This is a genomic window from Lysobacter sp. F6437 (assembly GCF_052547215.1).
This window is the reverse complement of the sequence record NZ_JBQWRB010000001.1, coordinates 353276-368964: the sequence shown is the minus strand read 5'-3', so window position 1 is coordinate 368964 and position 15689 is coordinate 353276. Positions and strand designations below refer to the sequence as shown.

Sequence of the window (15689 nt, the reverse complement as noted above, 5' to 3'; positions counted from 1 at the left end):
CCTTGTCCCTACGCGCCGCGTGGCGCTTTACCTGGCCGGCGGCTGGACGATGTCCTGCAGTTCGACCTCGAACACCAGCACCGCGTTGGGCCCGATGGGGCCGCCCGGGGTGCCCTTCTCGCCGTAGCCGAGTTCGCTCGGGATCCAGAACCGGTACTTGCTGCCCACCGGCATCAGCGCGATCCCTTCCTGCCAGCCCGGCACGACCTGCTGCAGCGAAAATACCGCCGGTTCATTGCGTTCATATGAACTGTCGAAGGTCTCGCCATCCAGCAGGGTGCCCTTGTAGTGCACGCGCACGACCGAGTCGGCCGACGGCTTCGCGCCCTCGCCTTCGGTGATCACCTGGTACTGCAGGCCGGATTCGGTGGTCTTGACGCCTTCCTTCTTGGCGTTCCCGGCCAGGAACTTCGCGCCCTCTTCCTTGTTCTTCTTCGCGGTGGCCATCATCTCGGCGATGCGTTCGGCCTGGATCCGCTGGGCGAACTTCTCGCGCACCTGGGTGGCCTGCTCCTCGGTCATCAGCGGCTTGTCATCGGACAGGCCAGTCGCGATCGCCTTGGACAGGGTGTCGACGTCGATCTCGTCCTTGACCTCCTCCAGCGAGCGGGCCATGTCCAGGCCGATCATGTAGCTGACCTGCTCCTTCTCGTTGGCCAGGCCCTCGATCTTGATGGCGCCGTCAGTTGCGGCCTCAGCGGTGGCATCGGTCTTGTCGGTGTCGGCCTTGTCGTCCGCGCCCGGCTGACAGGCGGCAACGGCCAGGGACAGAGCTGCAACCACCAGCAGCGAGGTGGTTCGGGAGACGTGCTTGATCAGGTCGGATTTCATCGGGAACTGGACTCCTGGGTAGGGGCGCGCCCGACATTGGCCGAGCGCAAGCGGCCCACTTTGTTGGCGGCAGCCTGAACGGCGCCGTATCGACGCCGCGATTGAAGGTGTTACTCGATGATCGCCTGCAACTCGACGTCGAAGACCAGCGTCGCGTTCGGGCCGATCTCGCCACCGCCGCCGCCCTTGGCGCCGTAACCCAACTCGCCCGGGATCCAGAACCGGTACTTGGCGCCGACCGGCATCATCGTCAGGCCTTCGGTCCAGCCGGCAATGACCTGGTCGAGCCCGAATTCGGCCGGCTGGCCGCGCTCATAGGAACTGTCGAACACGGTGCCATCGAGCAACGTGCCTTCATAGTTCACACGCACCCGGTCGTTCGGCCGCGGACGAGCGCCGGAGCCTTGGCGCAGCACCCGGTACTGCAGGCCCGATGGCGTGGTGAACACGCCCTTCTCCTGCCGGTTCGCGGCCAGGAATGCCGCGCCCTCGGCCTTGTTGGTGGCCGCCTGGGCCTGCATGCGGGACTGGAACTGATTGCGCATCTTCTGCCCGAATGCTTCCCGGGTACTGCCCAGCTCGGCTTCGCTCATCAGCAGTTCGCCGCCCGTGAATGTCGCGCGGACCCCCTGCATCAATACCGCCAGGTCCAGCTCGGCCTTCATCGGCTCCAATGAGCGGCCCACGTCGGAACCAACCAGGTAGCCCACCTGCTGCTTGTCGACCTCCGGGATTTCCGCACCCGCGGGGGCCTGGCCGGCGCGCGAGGCGATGCGCATCATCAGCCCGCGACCGACGGACTGGACCTGGCTTTCCTTGATCAGCGGTTCGCCGCCGTCGAGGGCGTTGCGGACCGCACGCTCGAAGGCCGCGAGGTCGATGTCCGGGGCCGCCGGGGCGATCGAGCGGGCGACGTCATGGCCAACCATGTAGCTGACCCGGGCGCGCTCGTTGCCAAGGGCCGCCTCCTGGGCCATGGCGGGAAATGCCACCGCCGCCATCAGCACGGTGGTGGTCAAGATCACGGCAACGCCGCGCACGAAAGCCTTCATCCGGAACCGCTCCTTTCGGGGCGCCATGGGCCATGGCGCAATCCCTCCATTGTCGCGACCGGACACGCCGACGGCAATCGCGCCTGTGGCCGCCTGTGTCTTTGGTTGGGTTGGAAGGGACTTGACCGCATGTGTTTTGGTGTTATAGTTCCATACAACACCGGTTAACCAACGAGCAGGACGTTCAGATGAACCGCAAGCTCCACAACACGCTTTCCGCCCTCACGGCCAGCGGCGCCTTGCTGGTAGTGAGCCTGATCGTTGCCGCACCGGTGCCCGGCCACGCCGACGCCCGTGCCGCGGCCTCCCTCGCGGTGGAACTCGATGCCGCAGGGACGCTGGCACAGGCGCTCGAAACCGCCGCGCAGACCCTGGAATCCGGCGGCGCCGATGAATCGCGCCCCGCCGGGGCAAGTACGCCCAACCGCAGGCAGACCCTGGTCATGCCGTTCTTCTCCTTCCTACCGCGGGGTTAACCCATGTCCGCTATCCAGTGGAGCGATGGCGCTCCCATCTACCGCCAGCTGAAGGAGCGCGTCGTGGCAATGATGCTCGACGGCGTCCTCAAGCCCGGTGATGCCCTGCCCTCCGTCCGGCAGGTCGCCGCCGAGTACCAGCTCAACCCAATCACCGTCTCGCGCGCCTACCAGGAGTTGGCGGACGAGGCACTCGTCGAAAAACGCAGGGGCCTTGGCATGTACGTGACCGAAGAAGCCGCAAAGAAACTGCTGGTCAATGAGCGCGAACGCTTCCTCACCGAGGAATGGCCGCTGGTGCTGGAACGCATCCTTCGCCTTGGCCTGACCGCCGAGGATCTGCTGGCCGCCGGTCCGGCCAAGGCGGGTGCCTGATGAACGCCGACCTCCAGATCCGTACCCCGACCGACTCCGTGGTCAGCGCGCGCAACCTGCGCAAGGCCTACAAGAACAAGGTCGCGCTCGACGACACCGCCTTCGATATCCCGAAGGGACGCATCGTCGGCCTGATCGGTCCCAACGGCGCCGGCAAGACCACCGCGTTGAAAGCGATGCTCGGCCTGATCCCGTTCGAAGGCCGGATGAGCGTCCTCGGCCGCGACCCGCGCACCGAGCGCGACGAACTGATGCGCGATGTCTGCTTCATCGCCGATGTCGCCGTGCTGCCGCGCTGGATCCGGGTGTCCGAAGCGATCGAGTTCGTCGCCGGCGTCCACCCGCGCTTCGATCGCGCGCGCTGCGAGCGCTTCCTCAAGGGCACCCAGCTCGAACCGAAGATGCGCGTGCGCGAGCTGTCCAAGGGCATGATCGTGCAGTTGCACCTGGCCCTGGTGATGGCGATCGACGCCCGGCTGCTGGTGCTCGACGAGCCGACCCTCGGCCTCGACATCCTCTACCGCAAGCAGTTCTACCAGCGCCTGCTGGAGGACTACTTCGACGAGGAGAAGACCATCCTGATCACCACCCACCAGGTCGAGGAAGTCGAACACATACTCACCGACGTGATGTTCATCCGCGACGGCAAGGTCGTGCTCGACAGCGAGATGGACGCGGTCGGCGAGCGCTTCACCGAAGTGATGGTCAACGCCGACCAGGCCGAAGCCGCCCGCGCACTGAAACCACTGGACGAACGCGCCCTGCCGTTCGGCAAGACCGTGATGCTGTTCGACGGCGTGCCGCGCGACCAGCTCGGCGGCCTCGGCGAGACCCGCACCCCGGGCCTGGCCGACCTGTTCGTCGCCACCATGAAGGGGACCTACGCATGAACGCCCTCGACACCACCCTGCCCGCTGCCCCGCGCGCAGCTGCACCGGTCCATCCCACCCACAAGTTCCGCCTGCTGCTGCGGCGCGAGTTGTGGGAGCACAAGGGCGGCTTCCTCTGGGCGCCGCTGATCGCCGGCGGCATCCACCTGCTGCTGAGCCTGATGGGCATCATCTTCGGCGAGGTCATGCTCAACCGCGTTCCCGACGACGCCGAGATCAACGTCGCCGGCGGCAGTTTCCAGGTCAACGGGCTCGACCTCGGAATGCTGACCGACAAGATGAGCCCGGACAACCTGCGCGAAATGGGCCAGGCCCTCGACGTTGCCCTGTACATGGCCGGTACCTGGCCGTTGGTGGTGCTGGCATTCGTGGCCTTCTTCTACTGCCTGGGCTGCCTGTACGACGACCGCAAGGACCGCAGCGTGCTGTTCTGGAAGTCCCTGCCGGTGTCCGACAGCGAGACGGTGTTGTCCAAGGTCGCCAGCGCGACACTGGTCGCCCCGGTCATCGCGGTGCTTGCCGCACTGGCCACCATGGTCGGCTCGCTGGCGATCTGGAGCGTGGTGGTGATGTTCCACGGCGGCAATCCCGCCACCCTGCTGTGGGGGCCGGCGAGCCCGCTGTCCATCCTCGGCACGATGATCGCCTACGTCCCGCTATACGCACTCTGGGCGCTGCCCACGGTCGGCTGGCTGATGCTGTGCTCGGCCTGGGCCAGGAGCAAGCCGTTCCTGTGGGCGATCATGATCCCGCTGTTCGCCGGCATCTTCGTCAGCTGGTTCGACCTGATGCAGCTGTTCGACCTCGACTCCAGCTGGTTCTGGCGCCACGTCGTCGCCCGCGGCCTGCTCAGCCTGGTACCGGGCTCGTGGATGGGCGATGTCCCGATGGACGGCTTTTCGCCCGACTCGCTGACCAGCTTCCTCAGCGTGCGCTCGATGTACAGCGTGTTCGCAACCCCGCAGATGTGGGTCGGTGCCATCGCCGGCGCCGCGATGATCTTCGGTGCGATCCGCCTGCGCCGCTGGCGCGACGAAGGCTGAGGACGGATGCATCCTGGCGCCGGTTCGCGGCCAGGACACCCGCCCGACCGCCCCGCCCCACACCGCAATCATCCGCATATCGAGACCTGCCATGGACAACAAATTCCTTCCGACCCTGCTGCTCCTCGCATGCACCCCCTGGCTGGGCGCCTGCGGCCAGGACGAGCCGGCGCAGCCCGCCACCGGTGTATTCGCCGAAGTCAGTTCCGAGATCCGCAAGGAAATGGACGGTGTTTCACGGGAAGTGCGCGAGGCGATGGCCACCGAGAACATCGACATCGCCGACGACGGCGAGGCGCCCGCCGAGATCACCCCACAGGGCGACCTGCTGATCGACGGTCGCAATGTCGAGCTCACCGCCGGGCAGCGCGCACTGGTGCTGGAGTACCGGGGCCAGATCGCCTACATGGCCGAAACCGGTGCCGCCATCGGCATGCAGGGCGCGAGCCTGGCCACCGATGCAATCGGCCAGGCGTTCGCCAGCGTGCTCTCCGGTGATACCGAAAAGATGGAGGCCGAGATCGAGGCCAAGGCTGAGAAGATCGCACAGCAGGCGGTTGTCGAACTGTGCGGCCGGATGCCCGCCATGATGCAGACCCAGCAGCAGTTGGCCGCGTCGCTACCGGAGTTCGCTCCCTACGCCGACATCACCCAGGCCGACATCGACGACTGCCACGACGGCCACTACAGCACTCAATGAAACCCGCCGGGGCTTCATGGCCCGGCTGATAGCAAAGGAGAGGACATGCGCAAGATCCTGCTTGGCTGCGCGCTGATGCTGCCGCTGGCGGCGTTCGCCCAACAGAAGTGCGAGTACACCCGATCGTTCGAACTGAGCCCCGACCTGACTGGCATCGAGACGGTCGTGTTCGAGGTTCGCGGCTTCGACCTCGACGTCAAGGCCACGCCTGGTGCGTCGGCGGATATGCAGGGCAAGGCCTGCGCATCCAGCGCGAAGAAGCTGGAGCAGTTGCAGGTCCGGCACGAGCGCCGCGGCGACCGGCTGGTGGTGTCGATGGAACGGAACAAGGACGGCTGGGACTTCAACCTGTTCGGCGACAACTACAACTACATGCAGCTGGCGGCCACCCTGCCCGATGACATCGCGGTACAGGTCGATGCCGGCTCGGGCGATGCCAACATCGACGGCGTGGCCACGCTCGACCTGGTGGTCGGTTCCGGCGACGCCGATGTGCGTCGTGTACCGGGTCCGGTGAGCGTGGTGATCGGCTCGGGCGATGCCGAGCTGGTCGGCATCGGGCCGCTGGAAGTCGGCTCGGTGGGCTCCGGCGACCTGGACGCGCGCGACGTCGCCGGCGATGTCAGCATCGGCAGCATCGGCTCCGGTGACGTGGACCTGGCCGGAGTGGAGGGCAGCGTCCAGGTCGGCACGATGGGCTCGGGTGATCTGGATATCGATACCGTCAGTGGCGATCTGCTTGTGCGCAGCATCGGCAGCGGCGAAGTCAACCACCACCGTGTGTCCGGCACCCTCGACCTGCCTGACGAAAACTGATCCCGCTACTTGTGGATCCCGCCGCGCGTCAGTGCCGCGGGGTCCAGCAACCGGCGCAGCTCCTTCTCGCCGAGGCCGGTCGCCTCCACCGCCACGTCCAGCACCGGACGCTTTTCGCGATACGCCTGCTTGGCAATCGCCGCGGCCTTCTCGTAACCGATCACCGGGTTCAGCGCGGTGACCAGGATCGGGTTGCGTGCCAGCGCCTCGTCGATGCGGTCGCGCCGCACTTGCAGGCCAGCGACGGTGTCGTCGGCCAGCAGCCGCATCACGTTGGCCAGCAGGCCGATCGAGTCGAGCAGGTTGGCGGCGATCAGCGGCAACATCACGTTGAGCTGGAAGTTTCCGCTTTGCCCGGCCACGGTGATGGCCGCGTGGTGACCGATCACTTGCGCGCAGACCATGCAGGTCGCCTCCGGGATCACCGGGTTGACCTTGCCCGGCATGATCGAGCTGCCCGGTTGCAGCGCAGGCAATTCGACTTCCCCCAACCCGGCCAATGGCCCCGAGTTCATCCAGCGCAGGTCGTTGGCGATCTTCATCAGCGCCACCGCCAGCGCGTTGAGCTGGCCCGACAGCTCGACCGCATCGTCCTGCGAAGCCAGGCCCTCGAACTTGTTGTCGGCCGACTCGAACTTCGTCCCCGACAGCTTCGACAGCGCCCGTGCCATCGCGTTGCCGAAACGTGGGTCGGCATTGATCCCGGTGCCGATCGCGGTGCCGCCGATCGGCAGCCGCCGCATGCGCCTCAGGCTGTCGTCGATCCGCGCCTGCGCGGACTGCAGTTGCGCCGACCAGGCGCCGAACTCCTGGGCGAACGTCAGCGGCATCGCGTCCATCAGGTGGGTGCGGCCGGTCTTGGTGACCTTGCGAAGCGCCCGACCGCGGCGGTCGATCGCCTGGCGCAGGTGCTTGAGTGCGGGCAGCAGGTCCTCGACCGTGGCCAGTTGCGCCGACACCCGCAACGCAGTCGGGATCACGTCGTTGGAACTCTGGCCGAGGTTGACGTCGTCGTTGGGGTGGACGCCGGCCTTGCTGCGTATCGCGGACGAGGCCAGCGTGGCGATGACCTCGTTGGCGTTCATGTTGCTGGAGGTGCCCGAGCCGGTCTGGAACACGTCGATCGGTAACTGGGCGTCGTGTTCGCCGGCGGCCACCGCCAGCGCCGCCTTGCGGATGGCCGCGGCGCGGTTCTTCGGCAGCAATCCGAAGCCGCCATTGACCTCCGCTGCCGCGGCCTTGACCAGCCCCAGCGCACGGATGAACCCGCGCGGCATGGGCCGGCCGGAGATCGGGAAATTCTGCACCGCGCGCTGGGTCTGAGCGCCCCACAGCGCGTCGGCGGGCACCTGCAGCTCGCCCATGCTGTCGTGCTCGGTGCGGTAGTCGTGGCTGGCCATGGCGTCCTCCGTCGGTTGCCGGCGAGCATACGCCGGGCCGGATGATCTCCGGGTTCTGTCCCGCTTTGTGTAGGAGCGGCTTCAGCCGCGATCGGAAAATCGTTCGCCCGCGCCGACTCCGGATCGCGGCTGAAGCCGCTCCTACACGAGCTCCCACGACTCGCGACCAGTCGTCGTCCGGTTATTGGCCCCGCGCTAGAATGTGCGACTGCCTTCCCACGTCCCGACGCCATGCCCGCCAACGCCGAATCCCAACTCCTCGCCCTGTCCCCGCTCGATGGCCGCTATGCCGGCAAGGTCGATCCGCTGCGGCCGATCTTCTCCGAGTTCGGCCTCATCAAGGCGCGGGTAAAGGTCGAGGTCGAGTGGCTGCTGGCGCTGGCCAGCGAGCCGGGCATCGGCGAGCTCAAGCCGTTCTCGGACGCCGCCACCGCGCGCCTGCGCCAGTTGGCCGACGGCCTGTCGGTCGAGGACGCGGCGCAGGTCAAGCAGATCGAGCGCACCACCAACCACGACGTCAAGGCGGTCGAGTACCTGATCAAGGAGCGGCTGAAGGACGACGACGAGCTGGGGCCGGCGCTGGAGTTCGTGCATTTCGCCTGCACCTCCGAGGACATCAACAACCTCAGCTACGCGCTGATGTTGAACGAGGCGCGGCAGACCGTGTTGCTGCCGAAGCTCGACCAGCTGATCGAGAAGCTGCGGGCGATGGCGCACGAGCATGCCGCGCTGCCGATGCTGTCGCGCACCCACGGCCAGACCGCGTCGCCGACCACCGTCGGCAAGGAACTGGCCAATGTCATCGCCCGCCTGCGTCGCCAGCGCGAAACCCTCGCCGCGGCGACGATGCCGGGCAAGATCAACGGTGCGGTCGGCAACTACAACGCCCACGTCGCCGCCTATCCGGAGATCGACTGGCCGGCATTCTCGCAACGCTTCGTGCAGTCGCTCGGCCTCGAATGGCAGCCCTACACCACCCAGATCGAGCCGCACGACGGCATCGCCGAGATCTGCGACGTCCAGCGCCGCATCGATACCATCGCGATCGACCTGTGCCGTGACATCTGGGGCTACATCTCGCTGGGCTACTTCAAACAGTCGGTCAAGGCCGGCGAAGTCGGCAGCTCGGCGATGCCGCACAAGGTCAACCCGATCGACTTCGAGAATGCCGAGGGCAACTTCGGCATCGCCAACGCGCTGCTGGAGCACTTCGCCGCCAAGCTGCCGATCAGCCGCTGGCAGCGCGACCTGACCGACTCCACCGTGCTGCGTGCGCTCGGCACCGCCTTCGGCCACGCCCTGATCGGCTTTGACGCACTGCTGCGCGGCCTGGGCAAGGTCTCGGCCAACCCCGAACGCCTCGCCGCCGACCTCGACGGCTCGTGGGAGGTACTGGCCGAGGCGGTGCAGACGGTGATGCGCCGCCATGGCCTGCCGCAACCGTACGAGCAGCTGAAGGCACTGACCCGCGGCCACGGCATCGACAGGCAGGCGATGCGCGAGTTCATCGCCGGCCTGGAATTGCCCGCCGAGGCGCGCCAGCGGCTGCTGGACATGACCCCGGGCAGCTACACCGGCCACGCGGAACAGCTCGCCCGCGATATCTGAGCCAGCGACGACGCCATGAGCCGCCAGCGTAGAAAGACCGCCGCGCCGCCGATCGAGATCGACGCCGCCAGCCTGCCGCCACTGGGCATGCCACCGGCCGAGTTCCTGCGCGACTACTGGCAGAAGCGTCCGCTGCTGATCCGCAACGCGTTCCCGCATTTCGCCGCGCCGGATTTCATCGCGCCGATCTCGCCGGAGGACCTCGCTGGCCTGGCCTGCGAGGACACCGCGCTGTCGCGGATCGTCGCCCACGAGCGTGAGCACGATCGCTGGCTGCTGCGCCACGGCCCTTTCCCGGAAGAAATGTTCCCGGGCATGCCCGACCACGACTGGACCCTGCTGGTGCAGGACGTCGACAAATGGGATGCCGATGTCGCCGCGCTGATCGACGCCTTCGACTTCCTGCCGCGCTGGCGGATCGACGACATCATGGTGTCGTTCGCCGCACCGGGCGGCTCGGTCGGTGCCCACGTCGACCAGTACGACGTGTTCCTGCTGCAGGCGCAGGGACACCGGCGCTGGCAGATCGACGATTCGAAAAACCCGCCACTGGATTTCCGCAACGACGTCGACCTCAGGCTGCTGCAACGCTTCAACCCGAGCCACGACTGGGTGCTCGGTCCCGGCGACATGCTGTACCTGCCGCCAGGCGTGCCCCACCACGGCGTCGCCGAGGACGCCTGCCTGACCTACTCGGTCGGCATGCGCGCACCGTCGGCGGCGGAACTGCTCGGCGACTTCGTCGATACCCTCGCCGCCGAAGCCGACGACTCGTTGCGCTACAACGACCCCGACCTGCAGCCGCCCGCCGACCCCGCCGAGATCGACGCCACCTCGATGGCTCGCGTGGTCGAGGCGCTGAACCTGTTGCGGATGAACGACCCGGAACGGTTGGGAGACTGGTTCGGTCGTTTCATCACCGTCTATCGCAGCGCCGGCCAGGTCATGCCGGCGGCGACCGCGCCGGGCGAGGCGCCACGGTCGCGGATCGAGATCGAGTGGGACCTGCAGCACGGCGCCAGCCTGTGGCGCCACCCCTACTCGCGGATGGCGTGGCGCAAGGCCGGGCGCGGCGCACGGCTGTACGTCAACGGACAGGAGCATGTGCTGCCGACACGTGACGCCAGGCGCGTCGCCAATGCGTCCGTGCTCGATGGCGCGGACTATGCCGCGCTGTCGGAAGCCGGCCGCGACGGCGTGTTCGAACTGTTGCAGGCCGGGCACTACCGGCTCGACACGGGTGACGGGGAAGAGGAATGAGTGCGCCCGCCTTCACCGTCGAAGGCCTCGCATACGAGGCTGGCCTGCCCGACTTGCGCCACGTGCGCGAAACGGTGTTCGTGCAGGAACAGGGGGTGCCGCTGGCACTGGAATGGGACGAACTCGACCCGCTCTGCCACCACGTCCTCGCCCGCGACGGCCGCGGCGAGGCGATCGGCACCGGGCGCCTGACTCCGAAGCACACGATCGGCCGGATGGCGGTGTTGCCCGCTTGGCGCGGCCGCGGCGTCGGCGATGCACTGCTCCGCGCATTGCTCGAACAGGCACGCGGACTGGGCTGGCACGAGCTGTCGTTGCATGCACAGGCCAGCGCGATCGACTTCTATGCCCGCCACGGCTTCCTGCCGTTCGGGGAACGCTTCGAGGAGGCGGGCATCGACCACCAGTCGATGCGCCTGTTGCTCGATGCGGTCAACCCGGTCGAAACCCGCGAGGCGGCGATCGCCGCGTTGCTCGGAGTGATCGCCGGCGCCCGTCGCCGGTTGGACATCTACAGTCGCGAACTCGACCCGGGCCTGCTGGATGTTCCCGAAGTCGTAGCCGCCCTGCGTCGCCTGGCCACGGGCGGCGGCGAGATCCGTGTGTTGCTGCAGGACCCGGCCGAACCGCAACGCGCACTGGCACCGCTGATCGGCCTGGGCCAGCGCCTGCCTAGCGCGTTCGCGTTCCGCGCCATCGAGGAGCCGACCGACCGCTCCTACCCGTCCGCCTACGTCGCCAACGACCTGCGCGGTTACTACTTCCGCCCGCTCGGTCATCGTTTCGATGGCGAAACCCGGCTTGACGCGCCCGGTCGCGCGCGCCAGTTGCGGGCCGTATTCGACCCTGTCTGGCAGCGCGCCCGGCCCTGCACGGAGTACCGGGCACTGGGCCTGTAGGTGGCATTCGGCAAAGTATATGAACTGCGGCGAACCCGGTTTCATCGATATTTCCGCGACAGTGTGTTTTCCCCACGGATTTACTGGCCGGCAGGCCATACGGGCGGGCTATAATTCGATTTCTTGAGCGCCTGAATAGCCGCCAGTCGGCCCAGTTGGGGTGCCCCGCCCTTCCATTTGAGTGCCCGTTGACCATTGTGGACAGTCTCCTGAAGCAGTTCTCCCAGTCCTCGCAGCTCGGCGCCAACGCCGCCTACATCGAAGACTTGTACGAGCAGTATCTGGTCGCCCCCGACAGTGTCGGATCCACGTGGAAGGCATATTTCGACGGCTTCAAGGGCCGCGAAGCCGGCGACGTCCCGCATTCGGCGGTCATCGGGACCATCGCCAGCGCCAGCAAGCGCGCGGGCCAGGCGCCCGTGGCCGCCATGGGTGTCGGCGACGAGCGCGAACGCGGGGTCGGCAAGCTGATCACCGCCTACCGGTCGCGCGGCCACCTCGGTGCCGACCTGGATCCGCTGGGCCTGCTTGAAAGCCCGCCCGCACCCGACCTCGACCTCGGTTTCCACGGCCTGTCCGGCAACGACCTCGCCAACGAGTTCAGCACCGGCGGCGTCGCTGGCCATGACCGCATGAAGCTCGGCGACCTGCTCGCCCTGCTCAAGGCCACCTACACCGGCCCGATCGGCGCCGAGTTCATGCATATCTCCGACGCCGGCCAGCGTCGCTGGCTGTACGAGCGGCTGGAAAAGGCCGGCGGCGATTACGGCCGCACCAGCGAGGACAAGCAGCGCATCCTCGAGCGGCTGAGCGCGGCCGACGGTCTGGAGCGTTACCTCGGCACCAAGTACGTCGGCCAGAAGCGCTTTTCGCTGGAAGGCGGCGATTCGCTGATCCCGCTGCTCGACACCACCATCCGCCGTGCCGGCGAGCAGGGTGTCAAGGATGTCGTGATCGGCATGGCCCACCGCGGCCGGCTCAACGTGCTGGTCAACATCCTCGGCAAGCCGCCGCGCAAGCTGTTCGACGAATTCGAGGGCAAGTTCGAACACGTCCAGCACGACTTCGCCCACACCGGCGACGTCAAGTACCACCTCGGCTTCTCCGCCGATGTCGCCACCCCGGGCGGCCCGGTGCACCTCGCGCTGGCATTCAACCCGTCACACCTGGAGATCGTCGATCCGGTGGTCGCCGGCAGCGTGCGTTCGCGCCAGGACCGTCGCGGCGAAGCCGGCCGTGGCCAGGTACTGCCGATCCTGATGCACGGCGATGCCGCGTTCGCCGGCCAGGGCGTGGTGATGGAACTGCTGCAGATGTCGCAGGCCCGCGGTTTCGCGGTCGGCGGCACCGTGCACATCGTCATCAACAACCAGGTCGGCTTCACCACCAGCGAACGCCAGGACGCCCGCTCGACCCTGTACTGCACCGACGTGGCCAAGATGGTCGGCGCGCCGATCCTGCACGTGAACGGCGACAACCCGGAAGCCGTGGCGTTCTGTGCCGAGATGGCGATCGACTTCCGCAACCAGTTCGGCCGCGACGTGGTCATCGACCTGGTCTGCTACCGCCGCCACGGCCACAACGAGGCCGACGAGCCGGCGGCGACCCAGCCGCTGATGTACCAGGTGATCCGCAAGCACAAGACCCCGCGTGCGCTGTACGCCGAGCAACTGGTCGCCGAAGGCGCGATCAGTGACGAGGACGCGCAGGCCGTGGTCGATGCCTACCGCGACAAGCTCGACCAGGGCGTGGTCACCACCGAACTGGTGGAGGTCAAGCCCGACGAGTTCACCATCGACTGGTCGAAGTACCTCAAGGGCACGCTGGCCGACAAGGTCGACACCACCTTCGACCGCGCCAGCCTCGACCAGTTGGCGATCGCAATCAACGCGATCCCGGACGAGGTCAAGCTGCACGCGCGCGTCGGCAAGATCTACCAAGACCGCCGCAAGATGGCGGCTGGCGAACAGGCCGGCGACTGGGGCTTCGCCGAGAACCTGGCCTACGCCACCCTGCTCAGCGAAGGCTACAAGCTGCGCCTGGTCGGCCAGGACAGCGGCCGCGGCACGTTCTTCCACCGCCACGCGATCCTGCACGACCAGGCCACCGACGATTACTACCTGCCGCTGCGGCAACTGGTGAAGAACCCGATCGATGTCACCATCATCGACTCGCTGCTCAGCGAGGAAGCGGTGATGGGCTTCGAATACGGCTACTCCACCGCCGACCCGCAGGTGCTCGACATCTGGGAAGCTCAGTTCGGCGACTTCGCCAACGGCGCCCAGGTGGTGATCGACCAGTTCCTGTCCTCGGGCGAGGCGAAGTGGGGCCGTCTGTGCGGGCTGGTGCTGTTGCTGCCGCACGGTTACGAAGGCCAGGGCCCGGAACACAGCTCCGCGCGCCTCGAACGCTTCCTGCAACTGTGCGCGCTCGACAACATGATGGTCTGCGTGCCGACCACGCCGGCGCAGGCGTACCACATGATCCGCCGGCAGATGCGCATGGCGACCCGCACGCCATTGGTGGTGATGACGCCGAAATCGTTGCTGCGCCACAAACTCGCGGTGTCGAGCCTCGACGAACTGGCCAGCGGCACCTTCCAGCACCTGATCCCGGATGCCGAGGCCGATCCGAAGAAGGTCAAGCGAGTGGTCGCGTGCTCGGGCAAGGTCTATTACGACCTGCTCGAGGATGCCCGCAAGCGGGGGGCCGGGGATGTCGCGATCGTCCGCGTCGAGCAGTTGTACCCGTTCCCGCGCGAGGCGCTGGCGGCGGAGCTCAAGCGCTACCCTTCGGCCAAGGACATCGTCTGGTGCCAGGAAGAGCCGCAGAACCAGGGCGCGTGGTACCAGATCCGCCACCACCTGACCGCGTGCCTGCAGGGCAAGCAGGCCCTGCATTACGCAGGCCGTGCACGCTCGCCGTCGCCGGCCGCGGGCCACTTCGCCGACCACGTCGCCGAGCAGACCAAGCTGGTCGCCGACGCCCTGGTCAACCCGCTGCAGGGCGAGATCTGCCCGGAGTGACCCGGCCCAGCTTGCCCTCCCCGATCAAACCACCCCTTTCGCGCTCTCAATTCATGCAATCCAGGATGCCAACCCCATGAGCACCGAGATCAAAGTTCCGGTCCTGCCCGAGTCCGTCTCCGACGCCACCATCGCCACCTGGCACAAGAAGCCGGGCGACGCGGTCAGCCGCGACGAGAACCTGGTCGACCTCGAAACCGACAAGGTGGTGCTCGAAGTGCCGTCGCCGGTCGATGGCGTGCTCAAGGAGATCAAGTTCGATTCCGGTGCGACCGTGACCAGCGAGCAGGTGCTGGCGATCGTGGAAGCCGGCGCGGCCGCGTCGATCGACAAGGCCGACGCCAAGGACAGCGGCGCCAAAAAGGAAGAGGCCAAGAAGCAGGAAGCCGACACCCGCCCGGTACAGCCCAAGGCCGAAGCCGCCAAGCCGGCGTCGAAGTCGGCTGACAAGGCCGACCTGCCGCCGGGCGCACGCTTCACCGCGGCGAAGGAAGGCATCGACCCGTCGCAGGTCGAAGGCACCGGCCGCCGCGGCGCGGTGACCAAGGAAGACCTGCTGAACTACGCCAAGAACGCCGGCGTCGGCAAGGCCAGCGGCAACCGTGCCGAGGAGCGCGTGCCGATGACCCGCATGCGCTCGCGCATCGCCGAGCGCCTGATGCAGTCGAAGAACTCGACCGCGATGCTGACCTCCTCCAACGAGGTCAACATGAAGGCCGTCATGGACATGCGCAAGTCGCAGGGCGAGGCGTTCAAGAACGCCTATGGCATCAAGCTCGGCTTCATGAGCTTCTTCGTCAAGGCCGCCGCCAACGCCCTGCAGCGCTACCCGCTGGTCAATGCCTCGGTCGACGGCAATGACATCATCTACCACGGCTATTCCGACATTTCGATCGCCGTGTCGACTGACAAGGGCCTGGTCACGCCGGTGCTGCGCAACGCCGAATCGATGGGCTTCGCCGAGGTCGAGCAGGCCATCGACGGCTACGCCAAGGCCGCACGCGAAGGCGGGCTGAAGCTCGAGGACCTGCAGGGCGGCACCTTCACCATCACCAACGGCGGCACCTTCGGCTCGCTGTTCTCGACGCCGATCATCAACCCGCCGCAGTCGGCCATCCTCGGCATGCACGCCATCAAGGAACGTGCGATCGTCGAGAACGGCCAGGTCATCGCCGCGCCGATGATGTACATCGCGCTGAGCTACGACCACCGCATCATCGACGGCAAGGACGCGGTGCTGTTCCTGGTCGACATCAAGAACCAGCTCGAGAACCCGCACCGCATGCTGCTGGGCATGTAATTGCCCGCCGAAG

At 67.1% G+C, this 15689-nt stretch carries 14 protein-coding genes; 11 read left to right on the top strand and 3 right to left on the bottom strand.

Features of this window, described 5'->3' with window-relative positions:
- Positions 1 to 27: 27 nt before the first annotated feature.
- Together ACT9F5_RS01605 and ACT9F5_RS01600 are read right to left on the bottom strand one after the other, a co-directional pair.
- Positions 28 to 831: an FKBP-type peptidyl-prolyl cis-trans isomerase gene (locus tag ACT9F5_RS01605; RefSeq protein ID WP_445118198.1), complete on the bottom strand. Its 804-nt coding sequence runs from the start codon at positions 829 to 831 to the stop codon at positions 28 to 30.
- Between the two features lie 110 nt (positions 832 to 941).
- Positions 942 to 1883 (bottom strand): FKBP-type peptidyl-prolyl cis-trans isomerase N-terminal domain-containing protein, encoded by a 942-nt coding sequence (locus ACT9F5_RS01600; RefSeq protein WP_445118197.1) that lies wholly within the window; start codon positions 1881 to 1883, stop codon positions 942 to 944.
- Between the two features lie 188 nt (positions 1884 to 2071).
- Between ACT9F5_RS01600 and ACT9F5_RS01595 the strand changes: the two genes are divergently transcribed.
- The 6 genes from ACT9F5_RS01595 to ACT9F5_RS01570 all read left to right on the top strand — a co-directional run bounded on the left by ACT9F5_RS01595 (position 2072) and on the right by ACT9F5_RS01570 (position 6183).
- Positions 2072 to 2359: a hypothetical protein gene (locus ACT9F5_RS01595; protein ID WP_445118196.1), complete on the top strand. Its 288-nt coding sequence runs from the start codon at positions 2072 to 2074 to the stop codon at positions 2357 to 2359.
- Positions 2360 to 2362: 3 nt separating this feature from the next.
- The gene (locus tag ACT9F5_RS01590; protein ID WP_445100289.1) at positions 2363 to 2734 is read left to right on the top strand and encodes a GntR family transcriptional regulator; all 372 of its coding nucleotides are present in this window, start codon (positions 2363 to 2365) and stop codon (positions 2732 to 2734) included.
- Positions 2734 to 3624 (top strand): ATP-binding cassette domain-containing protein, encoded by an 891-nt coding sequence (locus ACT9F5_RS01585; RefSeq protein ID WP_445118195.1) that lies wholly within the window; start codon positions 2734 to 2736, stop codon positions 3622 to 3624. The genes ACT9F5_RS01590 and ACT9F5_RS01585 overlap by 1 nt, the downstream gene beginning before the upstream one ends.
- Positions 3621 to 4667, top strand: a complete 1047-nt coding sequence (locus ACT9F5_RS01580; protein ID WP_445118194.1) for a hypothetical protein — start codon at positions 3621 to 3623, stop codon at positions 4665 to 4667. Before ACT9F5_RS01585 ends, ACT9F5_RS01580 begins: the two co-directional genes overlap by 4 nt.
- Positions 4668 to 4758: 91 nt before the next feature.
- Complete coding sequence (locus ACT9F5_RS01575) at positions 4759 to 5367, top strand: DUF2884 family protein (protein WP_445118193.1); 609 nt, start codon at positions 4759 to 4761, stop codon at positions 5365 to 5367.
- A gap of 45 nt (positions 5368 to 5412) precedes the next feature.
- Complete coding sequence (locus ACT9F5_RS01570) at positions 5413 to 6183, top strand: DUF4097 family beta strand repeat-containing protein (RefSeq protein WP_445118192.1); 771 nt, start codon at positions 5413 to 5415, stop codon at positions 6181 to 6183.
- A gap of 5 nt (positions 6184 to 6188) precedes the next feature.
- On the opposite strand, the gene ACT9F5_RS01565 is transcribed toward ACT9F5_RS01570, so the two are convergent.
- Positions 6189 to 7583 carry an aspartate ammonia-lyase gene (locus ACT9F5_RS01565; protein WP_445118191.1) on the bottom strand — a complete coding sequence of 465 codons (1395 nt, stop codon included), beginning with the start codon at positions 7581 to 7583 and terminating at the stop codon, positions 6189 to 6191.
- Positions 7584 to 7814: 231 nt separating this feature from the next.
- Between ACT9F5_RS01565 and purB the strand changes: the two genes are divergently transcribed.
- The 5 genes from purB (at position 7815) to sucB (ending at position 15676) form a co-directional block, all read left to right on the top strand.
- Positions 7815 to 9191 carry an adenylosuccinate lyase gene (gene purB / locus ACT9F5_RS01560; protein WP_445118190.1) on the top strand — a complete coding sequence of 459 codons (1377 nt, stop codon included), beginning with the start codon at positions 7815 to 7817 and terminating at the stop codon, positions 9189 to 9191.
- Between the two features lie 15 nt (positions 9192 to 9206).
- On the top strand, positions 9207 to 10451 hold the full coding sequence (locus ACT9F5_RS01555; protein WP_445118189.1) for a JmjC domain-containing protein: 1245 nt from the start codon (positions 9207 to 9209) through the stop codon (positions 10449 to 10451).
- Entirely contained in the window at positions 10448 to 11350 is a 903-nt protein-coding gene (locus ACT9F5_RS01550; protein ID WP_445118188.1) for a GNAT family N-acetyltransferase, read from the top strand. The genes ACT9F5_RS01555 and ACT9F5_RS01550 overlap by 4 nt, the downstream gene beginning before the upstream one ends.
- 197 nt (positions 11351 to 11547) lie before the next feature.
- On the top strand, positions 11548 to 14376 hold the full coding sequence (locus ACT9F5_RS01545; protein ID WP_445118187.1) for a 2-oxoglutarate dehydrogenase E1 component: 2829 nt from the start codon (positions 11548 to 11550) through the stop codon (positions 14374 to 14376).
- Between the two features lie 76 nt (positions 14377 to 14452).
- Positions 14453 to 15676 carry a dihydrolipoyllysine-residue succinyltransferase gene (gene sucB, locus ACT9F5_RS01540; RefSeq protein ID WP_445118186.1) on the top strand — a complete coding sequence of 408 codons (1224 nt, stop codon included), beginning with the start codon at positions 14453 to 14455 and terminating at the stop codon, positions 15674 to 15676.
- Positions 15677 to 15689 lie beyond the last annotated feature (13 nt).